At 72.2% G+C, this 23070-nt stretch carries 17 protein-coding genes and 1 tRNA gene; 4 read left to right on the top strand and 14 right to left on the bottom strand.

The genetic code is table 11. The features are described from left to right. Nucleotides 1-50: 50 nt before the first annotated feature. A complete protein-coding gene (locus ATL41_RS11220; RefSeq protein ID WP_098458546.1) occupies nt 51-1505 on the bottom strand; it encodes a lipopolysaccharide biosynthesis protein in 1455 nt (484 codons plus the stop codon). 259 nt (nt 1506-1764) lie between these two features. Here ATL41_RS11220 and ATL41_RS11215 point away from each other — a divergent pair, with 259 nt between their 5' ends. Then, nucleotides 1765-3930 carry a glycosyltransferase gene (locus tag ATL41_RS11215; protein WP_143556617.1) on the top strand — a complete coding sequence of 722 codons (2166 nt, stop codon included), beginning with the start codon at nt 1765-1767 and terminating at the stop codon, nt 3928-3930. Between the two features lie 81 nt (nt 3931-4011). Here the strand turns inward: ATL41_RS11215 and ATL41_RS13315 are convergent, their stop codons facing one another. From ATL41_RS13315 to ATL41_RS11170, 9 genes are all read right to left on the bottom strand, one after another. Beyond that, nucleotides 4012-5856, bottom strand: coding sequence for a right-handed parallel beta-helix repeat-containing protein (locus ATL41_RS13315; RefSeq protein WP_098458544.1), 1845 nt, complete (start codon nt 5854-5856; stop codon nt 4012-4014). Between the two features lie 757 nt (nt 5857-6613). After that, nucleotides 6614-7360: a CDP-alcohol phosphatidyltransferase family protein gene (locus tag ATL41_RS11205; protein WP_098458543.1), complete on the bottom strand. Its 747-nt coding sequence runs from the start codon at nt 7358-7360 to the stop codon at nt 6614-6616. Next, nucleotides 7357-8580, bottom strand: coding sequence for a DUF1972 domain-containing protein (locus ATL41_RS11200; protein WP_098458542.1), 1224 nt, complete (start codon nt 8578-8580; stop codon nt 7357-7359). The genes ATL41_RS11205 and ATL41_RS11200 overlap by 4 nt, the downstream gene beginning before the upstream one ends. 100 nt (nt 8581-8680) lie before the next feature. Then, nucleotides 8681-9733, bottom strand: a complete 1053-nt coding sequence (locus ATL41_RS11195; RefSeq protein ID WP_098458541.1) for an NAD-dependent epimerase/dehydratase family protein — start codon at nt 9731-9733, stop codon at nt 8681-8683. Between the two features lie 142 nt (nt 9734-9875). Next, a complete protein-coding gene (gene pth / locus ATL41_RS11190; RefSeq protein WP_098458540.1) occupies nt 9876-10475 on the bottom strand; it encodes an aminoacyl-tRNA hydrolase in 600 nt (199 codons plus the stop codon). Nucleotides 10476-10561: 86 nt separating this feature from the next. Continuing rightward, nucleotides 10562-11140, bottom strand: a complete 579-nt coding sequence (locus ATL41_RS11185; RefSeq protein ID WP_098458539.1) for a 50S ribosomal protein L25/general stress protein Ctc — start codon at nt 11138-11140, stop codon at nt 10562-10564. Nucleotides 11141-11422: 282 nt separating this feature from the next. Next, nucleotides 11423-12406, bottom strand: a complete 984-nt coding sequence (locus tag ATL41_RS11180; RefSeq protein WP_098458538.1) for a ribose-phosphate diphosphokinase — start codon at nt 12404-12406, stop codon at nt 11423-11425. Further along, the gene (gene glmU, locus ATL41_RS11175; protein WP_098458537.1) at nt 12403-14013 is read right to left on the bottom strand and encodes a bifunctional UDP-N-acetylglucosamine diphosphorylase/glucosamine-1-phosphate N-acetyltransferase GlmU; all 1611 of its coding nucleotides are present in this window, start codon (nt 14011-14013) and stop codon (nt 12403-12405) included. Before glmU ends, ATL41_RS11180 begins: the two co-directional genes overlap by 4 nt. 113 nt (nt 14014-14126) lie before the next feature. Next, a tRNA-Gln gene (locus ATL41_RS11170) sits at nt 14127-14198 on the bottom strand. A 118-nt stretch (nt 14199-14316) separates the two neighbouring features. On the opposite strand from ATL41_RS11170, the gene ATL41_RS11165 reads away from it, so the two are divergent. Beyond that, the gene (locus ATL41_RS11165; RefSeq protein WP_098459071.1) at nt 14317-14922 is read left to right on the top strand and encodes a TetR/AcrR family transcriptional regulator; all 606 of its coding nucleotides are present in this window, start codon (nt 14317-14319) and stop codon (nt 14920-14922) included. Between the two features lie 128 nt (nt 14923-15050). On the opposite strand, the gene ATL41_RS11160 is transcribed toward ATL41_RS11165, so the two are convergent. Then, nucleotides 15051-16955 carry a DUF4914 family protein gene (locus ATL41_RS11160; RefSeq protein ID WP_098458536.1) on the bottom strand — a complete coding sequence of 635 codons (1905 nt, stop codon included), beginning with the start codon at nt 16953-16955 and terminating at the stop codon, nt 15051-15053. Between the two features lie 231 nt (nt 16956-17186). Here ATL41_RS11160 and ATL41_RS11155 point away from each other — a divergent pair, with 231 nt between their 5' ends. Both ATL41_RS11155 and ATL41_RS11150 read left to right on the top strand, forming a co-directional pair. Further along, nucleotides 17187-17783, top strand: coding sequence for a MarR family winged helix-turn-helix transcriptional regulator (locus ATL41_RS11155; protein WP_098458535.1), 597 nt, complete (start codon nt 17187-17189; stop codon nt 17781-17783). A gap of 9 nt (nt 17784-17792) precedes the next feature. Next, nucleotides 17793-19583 (top strand): ABC-F family ATP-binding cassette domain-containing protein, encoded by a 1791-nt coding sequence (locus tag ATL41_RS11150; RefSeq protein WP_098458534.1) that lies wholly within the window; start codon nt 17793-17795, stop codon nt 19581-19583. 131 nt (nt 19584-19714) lie between these two features. Here ATL41_RS11150 and ATL41_RS11145 read toward each other — a convergent pair whose 3' ends face one another. The 3 genes from ATL41_RS11145 to ATL41_RS11135 form a co-directional block, all read right to left on the bottom strand. After that, complete coding sequence (locus ATL41_RS11145) at nt 19715-20695, bottom strand: 4-(cytidine 5'-diphospho)-2-C-methyl-D-erythritol kinase (protein ID WP_425432674.1); 981 nt, start codon at nt 20693-20695, stop codon at nt 19715-19717. Continuing rightward, entirely contained in the window at nt 20692-21588 is an 897-nt protein-coding gene (gene rsmA, locus ATL41_RS11140) for a 16S rRNA (adenine(1518)-N(6)/adenine(1519)-N(6))-dimethyltransferase RsmA (protein ID WP_098458533.1), read from the bottom strand. The genes ATL41_RS11145 and rsmA overlap by 4 nt, the downstream gene beginning before the upstream one ends. Before the next feature lie 88 nt (nt 21589-21676). Beyond that, complete coding sequence (locus tag ATL41_RS11135) at nt 21677-22936, bottom strand: resuscitation-promoting factor (protein WP_143556616.1); 1260 nt, start codon at nt 22934-22936, stop codon at nt 21677-21679. Between the last annotated feature and the right edge of the window lie 134 nt (nt 22937-23070).

Below are 23070 nucleotides of genomic sequence, written 5' to 3'. Positions count from 1 at the left end.
GCCGCGGCCCGCTCCCTCCGGGGAGCGGGCCGCACGTGTCGTGTGAGTGCTCAGCGGCGCCGGCGGGCGAGGGCCGTGCGGACGATCGCGGCGACGTCCACGACGTCCGTGCGCACGCGCGGCACGACGAGCGCGAGCAGCCCCAGGGCGGCGAGGCCAGCAGCGACACCCGCGAGCGTCGCGGGCCACTCCCCTGCGACCCGCCCGGACACGAGGTGGGCTGCCCCAGCGATCGAGCCGCCCACGAGCAGCACCCGCACGGCGCCGAGCATGAGCGTGCGCGTCGGGATCGGGGCACGGCGGGACAGCCACAGGATCGACAACGGCCACTCGACCGTGTGCGCGAGCGTGTACCCGACCGCGACGCCCACGAGACCCCAGCGGCTCGCCACGACGACGAAGACGACCTTGACCGCGATCGTCACGACGGTGAACCGCAGGAGCAGGTCCGACAGGCCGTGCGAGAGGTAGACCCAGTACCCGACGTACGCGAGGGTCTGCATGACGGCGGTCGTCGCGAGCAGACGCACGAGCGGCTCGACGCCGACCCAGCCGCTGCCGAGCAGGATCTGGGTCGCCGGGTCGGCGGTGCCGACGAGGAGCGCCGCCCCGATCATCACGGGGTACGCGAGAGCGATCTGCCCGCGTGCGAGGAACCGGGCGAACCTCGGCGGGTCGTCCTGGAGGCGGGAGAGCACAGGCAGCGCGATCGTCGTCGTGGGGGCGCGCACCTGCGCGACGGGCGTCATCACGAGCTTGAACGCCCGGTCGTACGTGCCGAGCTGCGCGGTGCCGAGCTGGGACCCGATCACGAAGTTGTCGACGTTGTTGCCGATGTACACGGCGACCTGCGAGGCGGCGAGGTTCCATCCGAAGTGCCAGAACTCGCGCATCGGGACGCCGCGGCGCGGCCGGTCGGGCACCCACCGGCACTTCACGGCGAGCATGACGAGCAGCACGAGCGACTGCAGCACCTGCTGCCCGACGAGCGCCCACACGCCCGCGCCCGCGAGCGCGAGGACGACCGCGACGGCGATCGCGGCGGCCTGCGAGACGACGTCGACGACCGCGAGCGCGCCGAAACGCATCGTGCGCACGAGGTCCGCGCGCAGCTGGCTCGCCATCCCGTTGAGGAGGAAGACGACGCCGACAGCGCGGGCGACCGGGACGACGGCAGGCTCGTCGAACACCATGCCGACGAGCGGAGCCGCCGCGACCATGAGAAGCCCGAGCCCCGCGCCGATCGCCGTGTTGACCCAGAACAGGTTGGAACGCTGGGCGTGCGTGATCGTGGGCGCGCGCATCGCAGCCGTCGAGAGGCCGAGGTCGCGGAAGATCTCACCGACGCCGACGAACACGAGGACCATCGTCATGACGCCGTACTCGGTCGGCGAGAGCAGCCTCGCGAGCAGGACGACCGAGGCCATCTGCATGCCGACCCGTGCGATCTGGGCGGCGAAGGTGATGCCCGCGCCGCGTGCCGCCGACCGTCCGAGCTCGTCCACGTGTCCCCGTCCCCCTGCTGTCCCTGACCGCTGGAAGTCTAGTTCTGCGGGTCGTCGCAGCCCGGCGGTCTGCGGGTGAACCGGGGGCGACCCTGCAGGTCGCCGGGGGCGACGGCGCTGCTGCGGGCGGCGCCGGGAGCGTGGTCGGGCGACGCCGGCGTGAGGGTGAGGGTGAGATCGTCCTGCGATCCCGTCCGGCACTCCGGGTCGTTCATAGACTCGCGGACAACCACCGTTCCCTCCCGTACGAGGTCATGCCGTGCCCCGCCTGATGATCGCGCACCCGTCCGCCGACCAGTACGGGAGCGACCTGCAGCTGCTCGAGACCGTCGTCGCGGCCCGTGCCGCCGGCTGGTCGGTCCTCGTGGTGGTCCCCGAGGACGGACCGCTCGTCCCGATGCTCGCCAAGGCGGGCGCTCACGTCGTCGTGCAGCGTTTCCCGGTGCTACGCCGGTCGACGATGAGCGCGCGCGGTCTGGTCGGCTACGCGCTCTCCGGGCTGCGCGCGATCGTCGCGGGAGCGCGCTCGCTGCGCCGCGCGAAGCCCGACGTCCTGCTCGTCAACACGGTCGTCGTACCGACGTGGCTCGTGAGCGCGCGGCTCGCGCGCGTCCCTGTCGTGTCGCACGTCCACGAGGCGGAGGAGTCGTCGGGCCGCACGGCGCGCCGTCTGCTCGCGTCACCGCTCCTGCTCGCGACCCAGGTGATCGCGAACTCGCGCGCGACCGCGCGCACGTTGACCGACGTCGTGCCGTCGCTCGGGCGCCGGACCACCGTCGTGCACAACGGTGTGCCCGACCGCGGCCCCGAGCCCACGGACCCGCGCATCCGGCGTCCGCAGGACCCTGCGGTCGTCGCGATCGTCGGGCGTCTGTCCCCGCACAAAGGCATCGACGTCGCGCTCGAGGCCGTGGCGCACCTGCGCCGCGAGGGCCGCGACGTGCGGCTCGAGGTCGCCGGCTCCGCGTTCCGCGGCTACGAGTGGTACGTCGCCGAGCTCGAGCAGCGTGCTGACGAGCCGGACCTGCGCGGGGCGGTGACCTTCCACGGCTACGTGGACCCGGCGCGGAAGGTCATCGACAAGGCTGACGTCGTCGTCGCGCCGTCGTGGCGTGAGTCGTTCGGCAACGCGGCGGTCGAGACGCTCCTCGCCTGCCGCCCGCTCGTCGCTGCCGCGACGCAGGGGCTCGTCGAGGTCGTCGACGACGGGCGCACCGGCCTGCTCGTGGCAGCGGGCGACGCGCCCGGCTTCGCGCGCGCCGTCGCGAAGCTGCTCGACGACCCCGAGCAGGCGACGCGCATGGCGCGGGCGGGCCGCGCCGACGCGCTCGACCGCTTCTCGACCCGCCGCTACGCAGCGCAGATGCTCGCGGTGCTCGGCACGGCGAGCGGTCGCAACACGACGCAGCGCCGCGGTCGCGCAGCCGGCGCGCGGCAGGCCGTCGGGACGGTCGAGCTGTCCGAGCACGCCAACCCCCGCGCGGCCGACCGCCCGCGGGTCCACGTCGCCGTGCCGACGTTCCGCCGCAACGAGCTCCTCGAACCGCTCCTCGGGATGCTCGCGCCGCACGTGCTCGGCTCGCCGTCGCTCGCGGACCGCACCGAGATCCTCATCATCGACAACGACCCGGACGGCGGCGCACGGGACGTCGTCGCGGCTGTCGCGGCCGAGGCCGACCTGCCCGTCCGTTACGTCCACGAGCCGCGGCCCGGCATCGCGGCGGTGCGCGCCCGCGCGGTCGAGGAGGCGTCCGCCGACGGTCTCGTCGTGTTCATCGACGACGACGGCCTCCCGGGCGAGAGCTGGCTCGGTCCCCTCGTCGAGACGTGGGAGCGCACCGGCGCCGAGGCCGTCGCGGGGCGCATCGTCCCCGGCTTCGTCGACGAGCCCTCGGCGTGGAGCGCCGCGGGCCGGTTCTTCGAGCGGAGCAACCTCCCCACCGGCACGCTGCGTCGCAGCGCGCCGTCGGGCAACCTCCTCGTCGACGTCGCGGGGGTCGCGGCGCTCGGCGTCGCGTTCGACCCGGAGGTGGGCATGCGGGGCGGCGAGGACACGCTCTTCACCCGCGGCATCACCGAGGCGGGCGGACGGGTCGTCGCGTGCGGGGAGTCAGTCGTCGTCGACCTCGTGCCGCCGGAGCGGGACGACCGGCGCTGGGTCGTCTCCCGCGTCTACGGTCATGCGAATCGCTCGGTCGACGTCGAGCTCGCGTTCACGCAGGGCGTTGTCGCGCGGGCGAGGGTGCGGACGGCGTCGGTCGTCCGCGGCGTCGTCGTCGCCGCTCGTGGCGCGGCCCGCTGGGTCGCCGCCCAGGCCACCCGCAACCTTGCGACCGACGCGTCGGCGTGGCGCGACCTCGCGCGCGGGCCTGGTCTCGTGGCAGGCGGTCTCGGGCTGCAGCACGAGGCGTACCGCCGTTCCTGAGGCCCTCGCCCGGCTGCGCTGCACGCACGGCAGGAGCCCCGGTCCGTGCGGACCAGGGCTCCTGCTGTCGGTCGTGCGAGGTCAGCCGCGCTTGAGCACGAACGGGCGACCGTCGACGAACACGTTGTTGTCCGAGACGACGTTCGTCGTCACCGGGCGGATGATGCCGCAGCCGTCGATGCGCTGGCCGTTGCCGAAGACGTTGTCACGGAAGACGACGTTCTCGAGCGGGCCGTTGTTCATCTGGGCGATGTTCACGGTGCAGCCACCGTTGTCGAGGTAGCTGTCCTCGACGGTGAGGTTGCCGACCTTGCCGCGGGCCTGCGTGATCTGGATCGCGGCGTTGTACGTGTCCTTGAGGACCGAGTTCACGATCTTGATGTTCTTGCCGGCCTGGATCTGGACGTTGTCGTCGTGCGACGGGCCGCCGTTGTGGTTCGGGTCGTTCGCGTACCACTTGTTGCCGTGGAGCATCGAGTCCTTGATCGTCACGTTGTCGCCGATGATCGTGACCTGGTCGACGACGGTGTGGATGTTCACGCGCTCGAGCGTGAAGTTGTAGCCGAGGACCGCGCTGTCGTAGGGCGACGGCGCCTGCGAGGCGATCGTCGTGTCCTTGATGACGAGGTTCTTGTTGCCCTCGGTGTTCCACACGAAGTGGGTGATCGCCTTCGCGGGGGTCGCGGCGCCGCGGATGATCGAGTTCTTGATCGTCACGTTGTCAGCGCGGACCTTGACGATGCCGTGGATGTCCATGCCGTCGAGGACGGTGTTGGGCTCCCAGATCGTGAGGTTGCCCTTGTGGACGGTGAGCTTGGTGCCGGCGGGGACGCCGGTGGTCTGCTCGGTCGGGAGCTGCGGCTCAGCCGGGGCCGGCGCGGGGGTGGGCGTCGGCGTGGGGGTGGGCGTCGGCGTCGGCGTGGGGGCGGGCGCCGGCGTGGGGGTGGGCGTCGGCGTCGGCGTGGGGGCGGGCGTCGGCGTCGGCGTGGGGGTGGGCGTCGGCGTCGGCGTCGGGGTCGGCTCCGGGGCCGGAGCAGGAGCCGGGGCGGGCGCCGGGGCGCTCTCGGCCGGGAAGCCCATGAAGGTGTAGCCCAGGACCTTGACGGTCACGCGGACCGAGGCGTCCGAGCTGTGCACCGTGAGATAGTCCTTGCCGTCGAGCGCGATCTCCGTCTGCGCGGAACCGAGGTTCTGGACCGGCGTCGTCAGGACGGGCGAAGCCTTCGCGGCGGCCGTCATGTCGCCGGCAGAGACCGAGATCTTCGTCGCCTTCCACGCCCAGCGGCCCTCGACCTGGAGGCGGGCCGACAGGACGTTGTCCGGGAGCGCGGAGAGGTCGACACGGGTCGTCCCGTTGGAGGCGACGGAGACGTCGCCCAGCACCGTGAGCGGCTCGGCGAGCGTCGTCGTCTGCTCCGTCGGCTGCGTCTCGACGCTGTAGCCGACGACCTTGACGGTCACGCGGACCGAAGCGTCAGAGCTGTGGACCGTGAGGTAGTCCTTGCCGTCGAGGGAGATCGACTTCTGGGCCGAGCCCAGGTCCTGGACCGGAGTGGTCAGGACGGGCGCGGCCTTCGCGGCGGCCGTCATGTCGCCGGCGGCGACCGAGATCTTCGTCGCCTTCCAGGCCCAGCGGCCCTCGACGACCAGGTCGGCGGCGACGACGTTGTCGGGCAGGGCCGAGAGGTCGACGCGAGCCGTGCCGTTCGAGGCGACGGCGACGGAGTCGAGGACGGTCAGGGGGGTGTCGAGGCGGACGGCGTCGAGACGCGGGGCGGGGGCGGTAAACGCCGTCGACACGGAGCTCGCGGTAGCGGCGAACGCCGGGATCGACGAGGCCGCGAACGGGGTGACGAGGGCGAGAGCGACCGAGGCCGCGAGGACTGCGCGTCCCGCGGTAGGCCGTGCGGTGAGGGGGTTTCGCACTGATGATTCACAATCTGTCGGCCCGACAGGGGGGGCTGGCCGACGTGTCAGGGGCTGGCGGGCAACGCCTGAACCCGAGTGGGTGTTTCCACCCTTCCGATCGACGACCCTACCGATCGATTTGAGGAGAATTCGGACAACTTCGTCCGAACCGGGTCTCACCGCGCCCTCCCGCGAGCGCTTCCGGCGCGCGTCGACGAGAGCACTCTTCGCCGAGTCGCGTCCTACGTCCGATCGCCACACCTGCAGCGACGCTCGCCCTCCGCGCGCCGAAAGCACTCGCCGAGCGCATCGTCCGGACTTGTGCTCCCCGCCCTCACCGCCGCTCCGAATGTGATGCGGATCATGCCCGCCGCGGCGGCTCCGCAGCCGTAGCCCGGCCTCCCCGACGCTCTCCGCGGCCCTCGCCCACCCCGGGACGGCCCTCCTCGCTGAACCCGGGCGCGACCACCCCGCCCCAGGCGCACGGCACCCACCCCCACCCGCTACGACTCGGGCCTGCGAACGCTCGCCGGGGTGCACCCGGCACGCCAGCGGTCGCCGCGGCCCGGCACGCCAGCGGTCGCCGCGGCCCGGCTCGCCAGCGGTCGCCGCGGCCCGGCCCAGCGGCGTCACCCGCTCGCGCCCGGGTGCGGCGGCACCTCTCCCAGCCCCCCGCACGCGACGAAGCCTCCGGGGCGTCCACAACCCCGGAGGCTTCGTCGTGCGGGCGGCGCCCGCGTCTACGTCGCCCGGTCTCGGCCGGGCCTCGGCTTGGCTATCCCACCTGGCCGAGCGCAGCGATCTCGCGGAACCACTTGCGCGCTGCTGCGACGAGGAACGCCGCGGTGAGCGCGACGATCACGCTGTACACGGCAGCGAACACCGTGACGGCACCGAGAAGCAGGAAGACGAGGCACAGGACGCCATAGTCCGTCGGCGTCATCAGGAGCGCCCGCAGGTCCAGGCCCGAGCCGCCGGTCGGCGCCGTCGACCGCACGCCGTGCGCCTTGCGCATCTGTTCCGTGAGGATCATCCCGAAGAACAGGACCGAGCTGACCACCGCGTTGAGCAGCGGCACGAGCAACCACACCGTCGGCATCGCCTCGGCACGGTAGAAGCTGACCGCGAGCGCGAGCGGCAGCACCGCGACCTTGGTCGCGTCGACCATGTGGTCCAGCCACTCCCCCGCGCTGCTCCCGGTGCCGGACAGTCGAGCGACCTGACCGTCGGCCGAGTCGAACGCGTAACCGATCACGAGGCACAGCGACACGACGAGGCCCGCCCACCAGCGAGGCGTCGTCGCGGCGAGCACACCGATCCCTGTGAAGGTGAACAGGGCGCTGATGCCGGTCACCTGGTTCGGCGTCAGACCACGGCCGTACGCCCACGCGGCGAAGACCCTGCCGAGCCGCCGGTTGACGTACCGCGAGTACGCGGGCGCCGAACGTGCGACACCCTTCTGCGCCTGAGCAAGACGGTCGTACGTCTCCCGGAACGTGGCCCCCTGGACCTGCGAGCTCATCGCGACACCTTCTGCTTGGTCCTGGACGACTCCGACGCGCGCCGGCCGTCCTGCTTCCCCGGGACGCGACCGTCCGCGAGGTCGAGCGCGAGGCGCTCGTACCGGTCGGCGACGTCGTCCCAGCTGTAGTCCCGCGCGCGCTGGCGCGAGGCCACCCCGCGCCTCGCCACCTCGTCAGGCGCTGCCTCGGCCGCCTCGACGTGGCGGGCGACCCCGCCGGGGTCGCTGAAGTACCAGCCCGCGGCCCCGAGCACCTCGCGGTTGAAGCTCACGTCGAACGCGATCGTCGCGGTGCCCGCGCCGATCGCGCGCAGCAGCGACGGGTTGGTCCCGCCGACCGAGTGCCCGTGGAGGTAGGTGGCCGCGTTGGCGTAGAGCTGGTCGAGCAGGTCCTGGTCCCACACCCCGCCGAGGAACCGCACGCGCGGGTCGCCACCCGCGGCGGCGTGCACCTGGCGCGTGTAGTCGTCCGTGTACGGCGCCGACCCGACGACGACGAGCGGCATCGTGGCGTTCGACCTCACGTAGCCCTCGACGATCAGGTGGACGTGGTTCTCCGGCTCGAAGCGTGCGACCGCGACGTGGAACCTGCCCGGCTCGAGGTCGAGCTCGGCGAGCCGGTCCGAACCGACCTCGACGATCGGGGCGCCGTACGCGATCAGGCGCGTCTCGGCCGCGAACTCCTCCGTGTAGTAGTCGGCGATGCCCTGGGCGTCGGCGATGAGCGCGTCGGAGCGGCGCACCGCGGCGCCCTCGGCCCAGCGGTAGTAGCTGCGGCCGCGCGCGCTCCACTTGGTGCGCTTCCACTCGAGACCGTCGACGTGGGTCGCGACCGGGACCCGGGCCGCGCGCACGGCCGGCAGGAACGGGGCGTTGGCCGCGTTGAAGACGAACGCCACGTCGGTCCGGCGGGTCAGCAGGTGCATGACGGACAGCCCGCTGTGGCTGAGGGTCTCGAGCGCGCGGTGGCGGACGGCGGGAAGCGTCACGAGGCTCATGCCGGCGTACTCACCGCGTTCCTCGGAGTTGCCGTTGCGGCAGTAGACGCGGACCTCGTGGCCGCGCGCGGCGAGCCGGCGCCCGACCTCCTCGACGGCGGTCTCGAAGCCGCCGTAGCGTGCCGGGACGCCGCGGGTGCCGATCATCGCGATCGACAGGCGCCGCCCGCCGTCGTCCCTGAGCGTCCCCTGCTGCTCGTCCGTGCTGTCGGTCGTGGTCATGGTTCTCCCCCGGCATGTGTGACGTCTGTGACCACTGTGTCGACCCTCGGGCTCCAGGTGCATCGACTGTCACCCCGTTGTCACCCGGACCGCCCCTATTTCACCCGCGGTGGTGCCGCAGCCCGGTCGCGGCTCGCGGGATGCGGACGGCGGCGCGGACCGCCGCCGCGGCGCCGATGTCGTCCTCGTGGACTGCGCGTGCCGCCTCGACCCGCTGCACCCACTGCGCATCCACACGGCTCGTCGTGAGGTCGCGGCACAGGTCGCGGATCCCGTGCGCGAGGGTCCAGCGGAGCTCGAGACCTGGCCACACCTGAGAGAGCCGGCCCAGGTCGGCGGGAACGACGTCGCCTGGGTCCAGCGCGGCACCGAACGTCACGGGGGCGCCGGTGATGATGCTGACGAGCTCGAGCGCGTCCCGCAGCGTCAGGACGTCCTCGAGACGGCCGACGTCGATCGTGTCGCTGCCCGTCGACGTCTGCCCGAGGCGCACGAGCGCGTGCATGATCGTGCGGCACGCGTCCTTGACATGGAGGAAGGCGCGCAGGCGGCTCCCGTCGTGGTCGATCGCGACGGCACCGTCGACGAGCGCGGAGACGACAGCGCGGTTGAGCTCGTCGTCGAGGCGCAGCCGAGGTGACGCGCCGTAGAGCGTCGCGAGGCGCAGCACGGCGACGCCTGCGGTCGGGGAGGCGGCGAGTCGGAAGGCGTCCTCGGCGGAGATCCGGGCGCTCGCCGAGGGGGACGAGCGGTCGAGCAGGGGGGCTCCGGTCGTCGTCGTCGCGGGTCTGCCGCGGTACACGTCGCGGCTCGACACCATGACGAGGCGCTCGACGCCGGCGCCCGCCGCGGCGGTCGCGACGGCGCGGGCCATGTCGACGAGCTGGGTCTGGACGACGGACGCCGCCCAGTCGTCCTCGGGCGTCGCGGCCATGCCTGCGAGATGGACGACGGCGCCGACGTCGGCCAGGTCGTCGGCGCTCAGGTCGCGGACGTCGCCGTCGCGCTGCTCGTACGGGTAGGGCGAGCGCTTGGCGGGCGGGACGTCGCGCCAGCCGCTGTCGACGCCGAGGACGTCGTGGCCCGCGCGGCGGAGCATCGGGACGAGAACTGAGCCGAGATAGCCGCGGTCACCTGTGACCAGCACCTTCATGCCCAGTCCTCCTCGACGTCCTGAACGAGGACGTGCTCCTCGCAAGATCGAACGTACCCGGACGTACCGCGCGCCAGAACCGTATGGCGGTATGACCGGAGGGTGACCCCGAGGGGCAGGGCGGGTGACGTCTCGGTCCGCGTCAGGGACGCGCGTGGATGCGGTTCTGCGCGGCGACGAGACCCTCGGTGACGACGGCCTCGACGGCGTCGGCGGCGAGGTCGAGCAGGAACGGCAGCTCCTTGCGCTCGGTCGACGAGAAGTCCTTGAGGACGAAGTCGGCCGTGTCCATGCGGCCGGGCGGGCGACCGACACCTGCGCGCACACGGACGTAGTCCTTGGTGCCGAGCGCCTTGGTGATGTCGCGCAGGCCGTTGTGGCCGCCCTCGCCGCCACCGATCTTGAGCCGTACGTCACCGAACGGGATGTCGAGCTCGTCGTGCACGACGACGACGCGCTCGGGCGGCACGCCGAAGTAGCTCGCGAGCGCGCTGACGGGGCCACCGGAGGTGTTCATGTAGCTCGTGGGCTTGGCGAGGACGACTCGCGGCCCGGGTGCGCCGCCCGGCAGCACGCCGAGCCGCGCCTCACCGACGACGTTGCGCGTCCGGTGGGTGGAGAACGTCGCGCCCGTCCGCCGCGCGAGCTCGTCGAGCACCATCTGCCCGAGGTTGTGCCTGTTGCCCGCGTACTGCGGCCCGGGGTTGCCCAGGCCGACGACGCACCACAGGTCGGCGCTCATCGGGTTCTCCGTTCGGGTTCGTGGGTGTCAGGGTCATGACGAAGCGCCCGGCACCTGACGGTACCGGGCGCTGCGTCGTAAGAGGCTCAGGCCTCCTCGGTCGCCTCCTCGGCGGACTCGGCGGCCTCGCTGCGGACCTCGGAGACGAGGACGATGTCCGACTCGGCGTCGGTGAGGAGCTCGGCACCGGCCGGGAGCTTGACGTCGGCGGCGCGGACGACGGCGCCAGCCTCGAGGCCGGTGATGTCGACCTCGAGCGACTCGGGCAGGTCGGTCGCGTCGGCGCTGATCTCGAGCGTCTGGCGCTCGGTGACGTGCATCGTGCCGGGGGCAGCGTCGCCGACGACGACGATGTTGACCTCGACGTTGACCTTCTCGCCCTTCTTCACGAGGAGGAGGTCGACGTGCTCGATGACCTGGCGGACCGGGTCGCGCTGGACGTCGCGGACGATCGCGAGCTTCTCGTCGCCCTCGACGTCGATCGTGAAGAGAGCGTTCGAGTGCTTGAGCGCGAGGAACGTCTCGTGGCCCGGGAGGGACACGTGCAGCGGGTCGGTGCCGTGCCCGTAGAGGACGGCGGGGATGAGGCCCTCGCGGCGCGTACGGCGCGCTGCGCCCTTGCCGAAGTCGGTGCGCAGGGTTGCGGTGAGCTTGATGTCAGACACGGAACTGCTCCTGAGAAGAGTGCGGACCGGACGCAGTGGGAGACGCCCGGCAGGCGGTGCATCGGCGCGGGGCACATGACGGACGCGCGCGTGCGACCGCCCAGTCGATCACGGAGCGACAGCCACACCGGTCAGACCGGTCCCGTCCTGCACCCACGCTTCACAGCGTGGCGGTTCTTCGGGAGGCTCCTGCGGAGCCCGTCCTGCGTCCCTCGCCGAGGCAACCTGTCCATCGTACACCGCGCCGCACCCCTCCGGGCGCGGCGCGGTGCACGGGTCAGGTCAGGCGTTGCCGTCGAAGAGGCTCGTGACGGAGCCGTCGTCGAAGACCTCGCGGATCGCGCGCGCGATGAGCGGCGCGATCGACAGGATCGTCAGCTGCGGGAACCGCTTCTCGGGGACGATCGGGAGGGTGTCGGTCACGACGACCTCGCGGGCGCCGGACTCCGAGAGCCGCTGCGCGGCCGGGTCGGAGAGAACACCGTGCGTCGCCGCGACGATGACGTCCTTCGCGCCCGCGTCGAGGACGACGCGGACGGCACCGGCGATCGTGCCGCCGGTGTCGATCAGGTCGTCGACGAGAACGCAGGTGCGGCCGACGACGTCACCGACGACGCGGTTGGCGACGGCCTGGTTCGGGCGGCTCGTGTCGCGCGTCTTGTGGACGAACGCGAGCGGGCCCCCGCCCAGCTTGGACGCCCAGTGCTCTGCGACACGGATGCGGCCGGCGTCGGGCGAGACGACGGTGACGTTCGAGACGTCGACCCGCGTCCGGACGTAGTCGATGAGCAGGGGCATCGCCCACAGGTGGTCGACGGGGCCGTCGAAGAAACCCTGGGTCTGCGACGTGTGCAGGTCGACGCTCATCAGGCGGTCTGCACCCGCGGTCTTGAACAGGTCCGCCATGAGGCGCGCCGAGATCGGCTCGCGGCCCTTGTGCTTCTTGTCCTGACGGGCATAGCCGTAGAACGGCTGGACGACCGTGATCGTCTTGGCGGACGCACGCTTGAGCGCGTCGACCATGATGAGCTGCTCCATGATCCACTGGTTGATCGGAGCGGTGTGGCTCTGCAGCACGAAGACGTCCGCTCCGCGCACGCTCTCCGCGTAGCGCACGTAGATCTCGCCGTTCGCGAAGTCGTAGGCGGTCGTGTGCACGAGGTCGATGTCGAGCTCGGCGGCGACGTCCCGCGCGAGGTCGGGGTGGGCCCGACCTGAGACGAGCACGAGCCTCTTCTCGTCGGCGTGGGAGATGATCCCGGTCATCGTGCGCTGTCTCCTTCGTGAGGGGTGTGGTCGCTGCGGGGAGTCAGGGGTTCTCCGGGCGTGGCCGCCTGGAGGCGCTCGTGCCGCGCCTGGGGCGCGAGCGTCGCGGTCTCGTCCTGGGCGGCGAGGGCGAGCTCGGCGGCCTGGGCGGACTCAGTCCCCGGACGACGGCGGGCGACCCAGCCGTCGATCGTGCGCTGCGGGGCGTTCGAGACCGCGAGCGCGCCCGGCGGGACGTCCTGGAGGATGACCGCGCCGGCGCCCGTGTAGGCGCCGTCGCCGATCGAGACCGGGGCGACGAACTTGTTGTTCGCACCCGTGCGCGCGTAGGCGCCGACGGTCGTGCGGTGCTTGTTGACGCCGTCGTAGTTGACGAAGATCGAGCCCGCGCCGATGTTGGTGTGCTCGCCGATCGTGGCGTCGCCGACGTAGGTCAGGTGCGGCACCTTGGAGCCCTCGCCGATCGAGGCGTTCTTCGTCTCGACGAACGTGCCGATCTTGCCGTCCGTGCCGAGGCGCGTGCCGGGGCGGAGGTAGGCGAACGGTCCGACCGAGGCGCCGTCGGCGATCTGCGACAGCGACCCGTGGGTGCGCACGATCGTCGCGTGCTCGCCGACCTCGACGTCCTGGAGGGTCGTGTCGGGGCCGATCGTCGAGCCGGAGCCGATCGTCGTCGCACCGAGGAGCTGCGTCCCGGGGAGGATCGTCGCGTCCTGGCCGATCTCGACGTCGACGTCGACCCACGTGGTGCCCGGGTCGACGATCGTCACGCCCGCGAGCATGTGGCGCTCGAGGACACGGCGGTTGAGCTCGGCGCGCAGGACGGCGAGCTGGGCGCGGTCGTTGACGCCCTCGACGGTCATCGCGGACCCGGCCTGCACGGCGCGCACACGGCCGCCGTCGGCCTTCGCGATCGCGAGGACGTCGGTGAGGTAGACCTCGCCCTGAGCGTTGTCCTGGCCGAGGCGCCCGAGCGCGGAGCGCAGCACCGCGGCGTCGAACACGTACATCGACGAGTTGATCTCGCGGACCTCGCGCTGCTCGTCCGTCGCGTCCTTGTGCTCGACGATCCCGGCGACGTCACCGTCGGCGTCGCGCAGGATCCGGCCGTAGCCGGTCGCGTCGTCGACGACGGCCGTGAGGACCGTCACGGCGTGCTGGCCGGAGGTGTGCTGCGTGAGCAGGTCGGCGAGCGTCTCGGCGTCGATCAGCGGGGCGTCGCCCGCGAGGACGACGACGGGACCGTCGACGCCGAGCGGGCCGGCGGCGCCGGGCTCGAGCTCGCCCGTCGCGGCCGCGGCCGCCTGGACGGCGGCGTCGAGCGACGCGAGCGCGCACTGGACGGCGCGGCCCGTGCCGGGGATCTCGTCCTGGTCGACGACGAGCGCGCCGGGGACGCGGGCGAGAGCCTCGGCCGCGACGGCCTCGCGCTCGTGCCGGACGACGACGGCGACCCGCTCGGGGTCGAGCGAGGTCGCCGCGGCGAGGGCGTGGCCGAGGATGGTGCGCCCGGCGAGGGCGTGGAGGACCTTGGGGGTGGCGGAGCGCATCCGCGTGCCCTGGCCTGCAGCCAGGACGACGACGGCGGCGGGACGTGCATTGCTCACAGCGGTGGTCACATGGACTCCGGTCGCGTGGGGTCAGGGTGTCGCACTCACCGCATCGGGCTCGTGCCTCGCCACTCTACCGTTGCCCCGCCTCTGCCCGCGCGGACGATCGGCTCCGCCCTCAGGATTCGAACCTGAACTGCACGGCTCCAAAGGCCGGCGTGCTGCCGTTACACCAGGGCGGACCGGCGGCCCAGGCCACCGACCCGTCTAGTCTGCCAGGTCCGGCCACCTGCCCCGTTCCGGGGCCGTGACCGGCATGATGGGGACGTGTCCACCGAGAAGAAGCAGCCTCGCGCCCGCATGTCTGCCAAGGAGCGCCGCGAGCAGCTGCTCGCCGTGAGCCGGAAGCTCTTCGCCGAGAAGGGCTTCGACGGGACGAGCATCGAGGAGATCGCGACGCGCGCGAACGTCTCGAAGCCTGTCGTCTACGAGCACTTCGGCGGCAAGGAGGGCGTGTACGCGGTCGTCGTCGACCGGGAGGTCGAGGCGCTCACGAGCGCGCTCACGAGCGCGCTCGAGGCGGGCGGGCACCCGAAGCTCCTCGTCGAGCGCACCGCCATGGCGCTGCTCGACTACATCGAGAAGAACGAGGACGGCTTCCGCGTCCTCGTGCGGGACTCCCCCGTCGCGCAGGCGACGGGCACGTTCTCGAGCCTCATCGGTGACGTCGCGATGCAGGTCGAGCACCTGCTCGGCGCGCAGTTCAAGAAGCGAGGGCTCGACCCGCGGTCCTCGCCCGTGTACGCGCAGATGCTCGTCGGCATGGTCGCGCTGACGGGCCAGCACTGGCTCGACGCGCGCAACCTGCGCAAGGACGAGGTCGCCGCGCACCTCGTCAACCTGGCGTGGAACGGTCTCGCCGGGATGGAGAAGGACCCGCGCCTCGTCGAGGAGTACCCGGGCTGACGCACGTCAGGCCGGGCAGGTCGTGAGACCTGCCCGGCCTGCGTCGCCCGCCGACCCGCTCGCGCGGGGCCCTGCGACGGGACAGCCGTGCCGGTCGTGCGCGATCGCGGCGCGCACGACCGGGTCGATCAGACGTACAGGGGCGTGAGCGCCAGGTAGTCGTCGAGCGACCCGTCGCGCAGGCACACCTCGATGATCTGGCGGCCCAGCGGGTCGAGGTCGTCGGTGAGGAACTGCACGAGCTCGCTCTTGAAGAAGTCCGTGAGGATCTTCGCGCCGGCGTCGTACGCGTCGGTGCCGACCTGCGACTGGAACTCGGGCTGGAGGAACGTCGGCCGGATGAGCTGGCCGTCGATCTTGACCTCCTTGAGCGCGTAGCCGAACAGCGGGCAGCGCGCGGGCGTGAGGTTGTCCGGGTTGATGCGGCCGCCCCCGCGACGCGCCAGGTACTCGCGGGTGAGCCACTCGGCGCCGAACCCGACCTTGTAGGCACCGATGTGCTGGTTCGGGGTCAGTACGTAGCGGGTGCGGTCGGCCTCGACGAGCTGGCGCAGCAGGAGGTTCGCCGCGGCGACCTTCGTGCCGGTCGAGAAGGGCCAGTACGAGCCGACACCCTCGGCGACCATGCCGCCGTGCTTGAGCTTGTCCGTCTGCGACTTGGACTCGCCGATCGACGGGTTCTTGTCGCCGCGCGGCGCGATGAGGCGCCACAGCCAGGCGAGCGCCGGCGGCACGACGTGCATCATGCCCATGATCCCGTAGGTCGCGTCGAAGCGGGTCGCGGCTGGCATGCGCACGCCGAACGTGCGGACGTCGATCGCCATCGGCTTGGAGACGACGTCCTTGATCATGCGACGCGGGATGACGACGCGCGGGTTGGGGCAGCGCTTGCCGTTGGAGTCGAGCTCGTGCTCCCACGGGAGGCACGTCGCGTTCGGGACGCCGTGGATGTTGAAGAACACGAGCGGCGTGTCGGGCTGGATGCACGCCTTCTCGAAGTGCGGGTCCTCGCCGTAGGACTGCAGGTTGTCGACGCGGACGAACCAGCCGTCCTCGGCGTCGGCCACGACGAGCTTGCCGTCACCGGGCTGCAGGTCCTTGTGGCACAGCGTCATGTCGTCCGTGACGGGCGCCAGGTGCGACGACTCGTTGAGAGTGATGTAGTACGGCTCGTTGGTCACGACGTTCGTGCCGAGCAGGATGCGGCCGTCGGGCTGACGGCGGATGTCCTGGCACATCTCGGACTTGCCGCCGCCCGAGGCGCCCTCGTGCATGATGACGGTCTCGTTCTCGTACGGCGTCGTCACGAGGACGGACGACGCGTGCGCGGTGATCCAGCCCTCCTGCTCGCCGATGTCGAGGAGCGCGGAGAAGACGCCCTTCTTCGCGGACGGCCCCGGGTAGAGGTTGTAGGCGTAGATCTCGTGGAGCGTCTCGGTGCGGTCGTGGACGACGACCTGGCGGCCGGCGAAGTGCGTGTGCCGGAACGGCGGGGCGGCGTACATGATCGAGCGCGGCGTGAACTCGCCGAGCTCCTCGAACGTGACGAAGCCCTGGAGGTCGACGAGCGCGGTCGCGAAGAACGCGCAGTTGGCGGGGACGATCGCGAGCGAGGGCGAGCCGTAGGTGAGGCCGCCGGCCTTGAAGGGAACCACGATGAGGTCCTGCTGGGAGAGCCAGTCGAGCGTCTCCTGCTTGGTCGACGCGAAGTCGTGCCCGTAGACGTCGCGGAAGCGCGGCTTGTCGGTCGGGCGGTCGTCCGCGATGCGCATGCAGTCCGGGTCGCGGCGCCGCATGTAGTCCTCGGGGTAGTTCACGGCGATGCCGTTGGTGCAGCGGACGACGTCCGCCTCCTTGACGAGACCGTTCCCGGGGACCTGGAACACGACGTCGAACGTGTCCGCGTTCGCGTCGGGTCCCATGGACATCGCGAACAGCTCGGCGCGCGTCGCCGGCACCGTGATGTTCGTGCACGCCCTCAGGGCTGCCTCCACCGCGGGCGGCAGGGTCACCTGGTCCAGAAAGTCCTTCACTACGTCCTCCTTGGTCGCGCCGAGCGTGGCCTCGGAGGCGTGCGCGCTCGGTTGTCCGGCTCCAGCCCCGACCACGGGGCTGACTCGCCGTTGACCAAGACGTTACTGAGGGCTACGTCACATTCCCTGGGACTAAGGGCTAGGACGGGCATCCCGGTAGATGGACACCAGGATCTCACGACCGGCCGCGACAGTCTCGGAGATATCTCGACGTCAAGGTAATCTGTCCGGATGGACGCCCCACGCGAGACCCGCGCGCGCGACCTCGACCGCGCCGAGGTGCCTGGCAGCGCCACGAGCACGACGCGCGCCACGCGCTCGGACGAGGTCGACCGCATCGTCGCCGCCTGGAACCGCGAGCGCCCCGACCTCGACGTGGGGCCGCTCGAGGTCCTCTCGCGCGTCGCGCGCCTCACGCGCCACCTCGACCGTGCCCGCCGCGGTGTCTTCGCCGCTCACCGCCTCGAGCACTGGGAGTTCGACGTCCTCGTCGCCCTCCGCCGGGCCGGTGCGCCCTACCAGCTCTCCCCCGGCGCGCTCATCCAGCAGACGCTCGTGACGAGCGGGACCATGACCAACCGCATCGACCGCCTCGAGGCCCGCGGTCTCGTCGAGCGCCACCGCTCCGCCGAGGACCGCCGGGGTGTCATCGTGCGCCTCACCGCCGACGGCCTCGCCCTCGTGGACTCCGCCTTCGCCGCCCTCCTCGCCGAGGAGAACGAGCTCCTGAGCGACCTCGACCCCGCAGGACGCGCCCAGCTCGCGACCCTCCTGCGCGTCGTCCTGGCGCATTTCGACGACGCCGAGGGGCCCGCGCGAGCCACGTAGGCTACCGGGGTGGCTCATCTCCTGGGCGCAGAGAACCTGCGCATCGCCTTCCCCCACCGCACGGTCCTCGAGTCCGTCAGCCTCGGCGTCGACGAGGGCGACCGCATCGGCATCGTGGGTCGCAACGGCGACGGGAAGTCGACACTCATGCGCCTCCTCGCCGGTGTCGCGACCCCCGACTCCGGGCGTGTGACCGTCCGCGGCGGCGTGACGATCGGCATGCTCGACCAGTCCGACACGCTCGACCCCGACCTCACGATCGGCCGCGCTGTCGTCGGCGACACGCCCGAGCACGAGTGGGCGGGCGACGCGAAGGTCCGCGACGTCATCTCCGGCCTGCTCGGCGACCTGCCCTGGGACGGTCGCGTCGGCGACCTGTCGGGTGGTCAGCGCCGTCGCGTCGCTCTCGCCGCGCTGCTCACGGGCGACGACGACGTCCTGTTCCTCGACGAGCCCACGAACCACCTCGACGTCGAGGGCATCACCTGGCTCGCCGCCCACCTCAAGCGCCGCTGGAGCGCGAACGCGGGCGGGCTGCTCGTCGTCACGCACGACCGCTGGTTCCTCGACGAGGTCTGCACGACGACGTGGGAGGTCCACGACGGCATCGTCGAGCCGTTCGAGGGCGGCTACGCGGCGTACGTCCTGCAGCGCGTCGAGCGCGACCGCATGGCTGCCGCGTCCGAGGCCAAGCGCCAGAACCTCATGCGCAAGGAGCTCGCGTGGCTGCGTCGCGGCGCACCCGCGCGCACGTCGAAGCCCAAGTTCCGCATCGAGGCCGCCAACCAGCTCATCGCGAACGAGCCTCCGGTCCGCGACTCGGTCGAGCTCGCACGGATGGCGACGTCGCGCCTCGGCAAGGACGTCGTCGACCTGGTCGACGCGGGCTTCGCGTACGGCGACACCCCCGTCCTCGAGGGCGTCGAGTGGCGCATCGCGCCCGGTGAGCGCACCGGGCTGCTCGGCGTCAACGGGGCGGGCAAGTCGACCCTCCTCAAGCTCGTCACAGGGGAGCTCTCGCCGACGTCGGGCCGCGTCAAGCACGGCAAGACGGTCAAGTTCGCGACCCTCACGCAGGAGCTCGCCGAGCTTGCGGACGTGTGGGAGGACCGCGTGAGCGACGTCGTCGCGACGAAGCGCACGACGTACATGGCGGGCGGCAAGGAGATGACGCCGGGCCAGCTGCTCGAGCGTCTCGGCTTCACGAACGCCCAGCTCTCGACCCCCGTCAAGGACCTGTCCGGCGGGCAGCGGCGGCGCCTGCAGCTCCTGCTCATCCTGCTCGACGAGCCCAACGTCCTCGTGCTCGACGAGCCGACGAACGACATGGACACCGACATGCTCGCCGCGATCGAGGACCTCCTCGACTCGTGGCCCGGCTGCCTGCTCGTCGTCTCGCACGACCGCTACCTGCTCGAGCGCGTCACCGACCAGCAGTACGCGGTGATCGACGGTCGCCTGCGCCACCTGCCCGGCGGCGTCGACGAGTACCTCGAGCTGCGCAAGGCGCAGGACGCGGCGCGGGCCCGCGGTGCAGCCCCGTCCGGCACCCCGACCGAGGACTCGGGCTCCGGGCTCTCGGGCGCCGAGCTGCGCGCCGTGACGAAGGAGATCGGCGCGATCGACCGCCGCCTGACGAAGCTCGCGAGCCAGGTCGAGCAGGTGCACGCGACGATGGCGAAGCACGACCAGAGCGACTTCACCGGCCTCGCGGTGCACACCGAGAAGCTGCGCGCCCTCGAAGCCGAGATCGAGGAGCTCGAGGCCCGCTGGCTCGAGCTCTCAGAGCTCGTCGACTGACGCGTCGGGCGGCACCGCCCGAGCCGGGACGCCCACCCACGCGACCGCTCTCTCCCCACCCCGCGTTACCGATCGCCCATGGGCACACCGCACGTGTGCAGGCAGGCGATCTGTCGATGCGGAAGGGCGCGTCAGGCGGGCTGGGAGACGACCCGCGCGCCCGGGACGTTCCCGACCGCCGTCGCGACGTCGTCGACCACGTCGGCGGCCGTCATCGCGGCCGCGATCGCAAGAGCGTGCTGGCGCGAGCGCGCGAGCGCCGCGACCGTCGGCCCCGAGCCCGACACCACGACGCCGAGCGCGCCGGCAGAGCGAGCGACCTCCATCGTCTCGCCGAGCCCGGGTGCCATCTCGAGCGCGGCCGGCTCGAGATCGTTGCGCAGGCACGCGCCGAGCGCGTGCGCGTCACCCGCCCTCAGCGCGTGCATCATCGCGGTCGACGGCTCCTCGTCGAACGAGTCGGCGAGCGTCCCCGCCCGCTGCAGGTCGTCGAACGTCGAGTAGACCCCAGCGGTCGACATGCCGTCGATGCGGAGCCCGAACGCCCAGCAGAACTCGCCGCGCGTCATCGCCGGCGTCACGAGGTGACCGCGTCCCGTCCCGACCGCCGTGTGCCCGAGCAGCGCGAACGGCACGTCAGAACCGAGCTCGCCCGCGAGCTCGTGCAGCTCGTCCCGGCTCAGGCCCGCGCCCCACAGCGCGTCGCACGCGACGAGCGCCGCGGCGCCGTCGGCCGAGCCTCCCGCCATGCCGCCTGCGACCGGGACGCCCTTGCGCAGGTGCAGGTGCACGTCGGGGTCCACCCCGGCGCGCTCCGCGACGAGCACGGCGGCGCGCCACGCGATGTTGGTCTCGTCCGCGGGGACGGCGTCCGCCTGCGGCCCCGTCACCGTGAGCGACAGCCCGTCGGCCGGGCTCGCCTCGACCTCTTCGACGAGGGACACCGCCTGGAACACCGACAGGACGCGGTGGTAGCCGTCCGCGCCGAGCGGGCTCACCTGGAGCGCGAGGTTCACCTTCCCCGGTGCCCGCACCACGACGGGCCGCCCGGGGGCGAGAGGAGCCGTGCTGCCCGGCTCGTCGGCCGCGCGCAAGCCCCCGCGCCCGGTCACCGCTGCCTCTCGCGCGGCCCCGCGACGCTCAGCCCGTGCTCGATCAGCTGCTCGGTCACCCGAGCGAAGTCCGCGACGTCGAGACGCTCGCCGCGCGCGGTCGGGTCGACGCCCGCGGCGCGGATCGCCTCCTCGGTGCGGACCGCGTCCCCGGTCACGGCGGCGAGGGCCGAACGGAGCGTCTTGCGGCGCTGCGCGAACGCGGCGTCGACCACCGCGAACACCTCGACGCGCGACGCACGCGTCGTCGGGGGCTCGCGCCGCGTCATCGACACGAGGGCCGAGTCGACGTTCGGCACCGGCCAGAACACCGTGCGACCGACCGTCGCGGCACGGTGCGCGCTGCAGTACCAGGCGGCCTTCACGGACGGCACCCCGTAGGTCCGCGAACCGGGCGGCGCCGCCAGGCGGTCCGCGACCTCCGCCTGGACCATGACGAGCACGCGCTCGAGAGAGTCGAAACGCTCGAGGAACGTCAGCAGCACCGGCACCGACACGTTGTACGGCAGGTTGGCGACGAGGGCGACGGGCGGCGGCCCGGGCAGCTCGGTGACGGTCATCGCGTCCTGGAGGACGAGCTCGAAACGGTCGACAGCGTCAGGCTGGTGCGCCGCGACCGTCGCCGGGAGCTCGGCCGCGAGCACGGGATCGATCTCGACCGCGACGACCGACGCACCCGTCTCGAGCAGGCCGAGCGTGAGCGAACCGAGGCCGGGCCCGATCTCGACGACCCGCTCCCCCGCCTGCACGCCAGCCGCGCGGACGATCTTGCGGACCGTGCCGCCGTCGTGCACGAAGTTCTGCCCGAGCGTCTTGGTGGGGCGGACGCCGAGACGCTCCGCGAGGGCCCTGATCTGCGCCGGGCCGAGCAGCGCGGCAGGAGTCTCGGTCATGGGCACGAGCCTACGCGGAACCGCGACGGCACGGAAAAGGCCGGGGCCGCACGGTCTCCCGTGCGGCCCCGGCCGAGGTCGAGCCTGCTCATCGCAGGCCGAGCTTCGCCGAGCAGTGCGGCCACTGGCCCCAGCCCGAGCGGGCCTGGAGCATCTTGGCGCGCTTCGTCTGCTCCGCGGCGGACGCCTGCGACGGCAGGCCGCTGCCGCCGACCGAGCGCCACGTGGCGACGGAGAACTGGTACAGGCCGTGGTAGGCGCCGCTCGCCGAGACGGCGTTCGGGCGACCACCGGACTCGCACGCGGCGAGCTTGGCCCAGACGCCGGACGACGGCGCCTTGCCCTGCGACTTCGTGGACGTGCTGCCGGAGGACTTCGCAGCCTTGGGGGCCGGCCGCTCCTTCGTGCCCTTGACGCGGACCTCGGTCACGGGCTTCTTGGTGACCTCGTCGGACGTCTTGACCTTGTCGACGACCTCGCCGTCGACGAGCGTGACCTCGTACGTGCGGGTGCGCTTGCCGTCCTTGCCCGCGGTGCGGACGACGACGGGCAGGTCCTCGTAGCGCGAGGAGTCCTCGACGGTCTTGGTCTTGTGCTCGATCTTCGTGACCTTGGTGCGCTCCTCGACGGCGTGGCGCGTCACGACGACGGACACGGTGCCGACGACGCCGGGCTCGAGCTCGCTGCCGTCGTCGTCACGGACGTCGACCGCGACGGTGTCGAGCTCGCCGAGGGTGACCCCGGCAGCGTCGAGCGCCTCGTCGACGTTCGACGGGCCCGCGGCGAGCGGGATGACCTCGCCGGCGTCGACGACGTTGACGGCCTCGTCGGACGGGAGCTCGACGGGGAGGGCGGTGCGCTCGGACGAGCGCGAGGCGACGAGGTGGACGTCCTCGCCGCGGGCGGCGAGGGTGTCGAGGACCTCGCCGGCGTCCGTGCCGGTCGCCCAGACGGTGCTCTCGGTGTCACCGTCGGAGACGGTGACCTGGCGTGCGATGCGCACGGTGACCTGGGTGCCCTCGTTGAGGGCTGCCTCGGGCGTCGGGGCGACGATGTCGTGCTCGCCCACCGTGAGGCCCTGCTCGGCGAGGACGCCGGCCACGGAGCCGCTCCAGGTGCTGACCTTCGTGACGTCACCGTCGATGTCGAGCGTGACGCTCTTGTGAGCGTCGCTCGCGACGGCGGCTCCCGCACCTACGACCGCGAGGGCTGCGACGCCGACGACGAGCGCCGCTCCACGGCGTCGGTTGCGTCGGCGCGAGCGCATCGCGGGAGGGGTGTCGACGACCTGCAGGGGGGCGGTCGGGGCGTCGGCCGCGTCGGCGGACCGGAGGTAGGGGTTGTGCATCAGGTTCCAGACGTCGAGCTCCCCGGGCACAGGAGCGCGGCCGTCGATGCCCCGAGGGCGGACGTCACAGCACAGGCGTTCCCTCGTGAGGGCTTCTGTGTGGGGGGCGACGTCCGGTGCGCCACGCGCACGCG

It is taken from the genome of Flavimobilis soli, assembly GCF_002564025.1.
GTDB lineage: Bacteria > Actinomycetota > Actinomycetes > Actinomycetales > Cellulomonadaceae > Flavimobilis > Flavimobilis soli.
Note: the sequence above shows the minus strand (reverse complement) of the source record. Positions and strands in the feature narration are given on the sequence as shown.

What these genes read in the sequence shown, in the direction of transcription:
- ATL41_RS11195 (WP_098458541.1), bottom strand. Translation starts at nt 9,733, where the DNA reads ATGAAGGTGCTGGTCACAGGTGACCGCGGCTATCTCGGCTCAGTTCTC.
- ATL41_RS11200 (WP_098458542.1), bottom strand. Translation starts at nt 8,580, where the DNA reads ATGACCACGACCGACAGCACGGACGAGCAGCAGGGGACGCTCAGGGAC.
- ATL41_RS11165 (WP_098459071.1), top strand. Translation starts at nt 14,317, where the DNA reads ATGTCTGCCAAGGAGCGCCGCGAGCAGCTGCTCGCCGTGAGCCGGAAG.
- ATL41_RS11205 (WP_098458543.1), bottom strand. Translation starts at nt 7,360, where the DNA reads ATGAGCTCGCAGGTCCAGGGGGCCACGTTCCGGGAGACGTACGACCGT.
- rsmA (WP_098458533.1), bottom strand. Translation starts at nt 21,588, where the DNA reads ATGACCGAGACTCCTGCCGCGCTGCTCGGCCCGGCGCAGATCAGGGCC.
- ATL41_RS11135 (WP_143556616.1), bottom strand. Translation starts at nt 22,936, where the DNA reads ATGCACAACCCCTACCTCCGGTCCGCCGACGCGGCCGACGCCCCGACC.
- ATL41_RS11155 (WP_098458535.1), top strand. Translation starts at nt 17,187, where the DNA reads ATGGACGCCCCACGCGAGACCCGCGCGCGCGACCTCGACCGCGCCGAG.
- ATL41_RS11180 (WP_098458538.1), bottom strand. Translation starts at nt 12,406, where the DNA reads ATGACCGGGATCATCTCCCACGCCGACGAGAAGAGGCTCGTGCTCGTC.
- pth (WP_098458540.1), bottom strand. Translation starts at nt 10,475, where the DNA reads ATGAGCGCCGACCTGTGGTGCGTCGTCGGCCTGGGCAACCCCGGGCCG.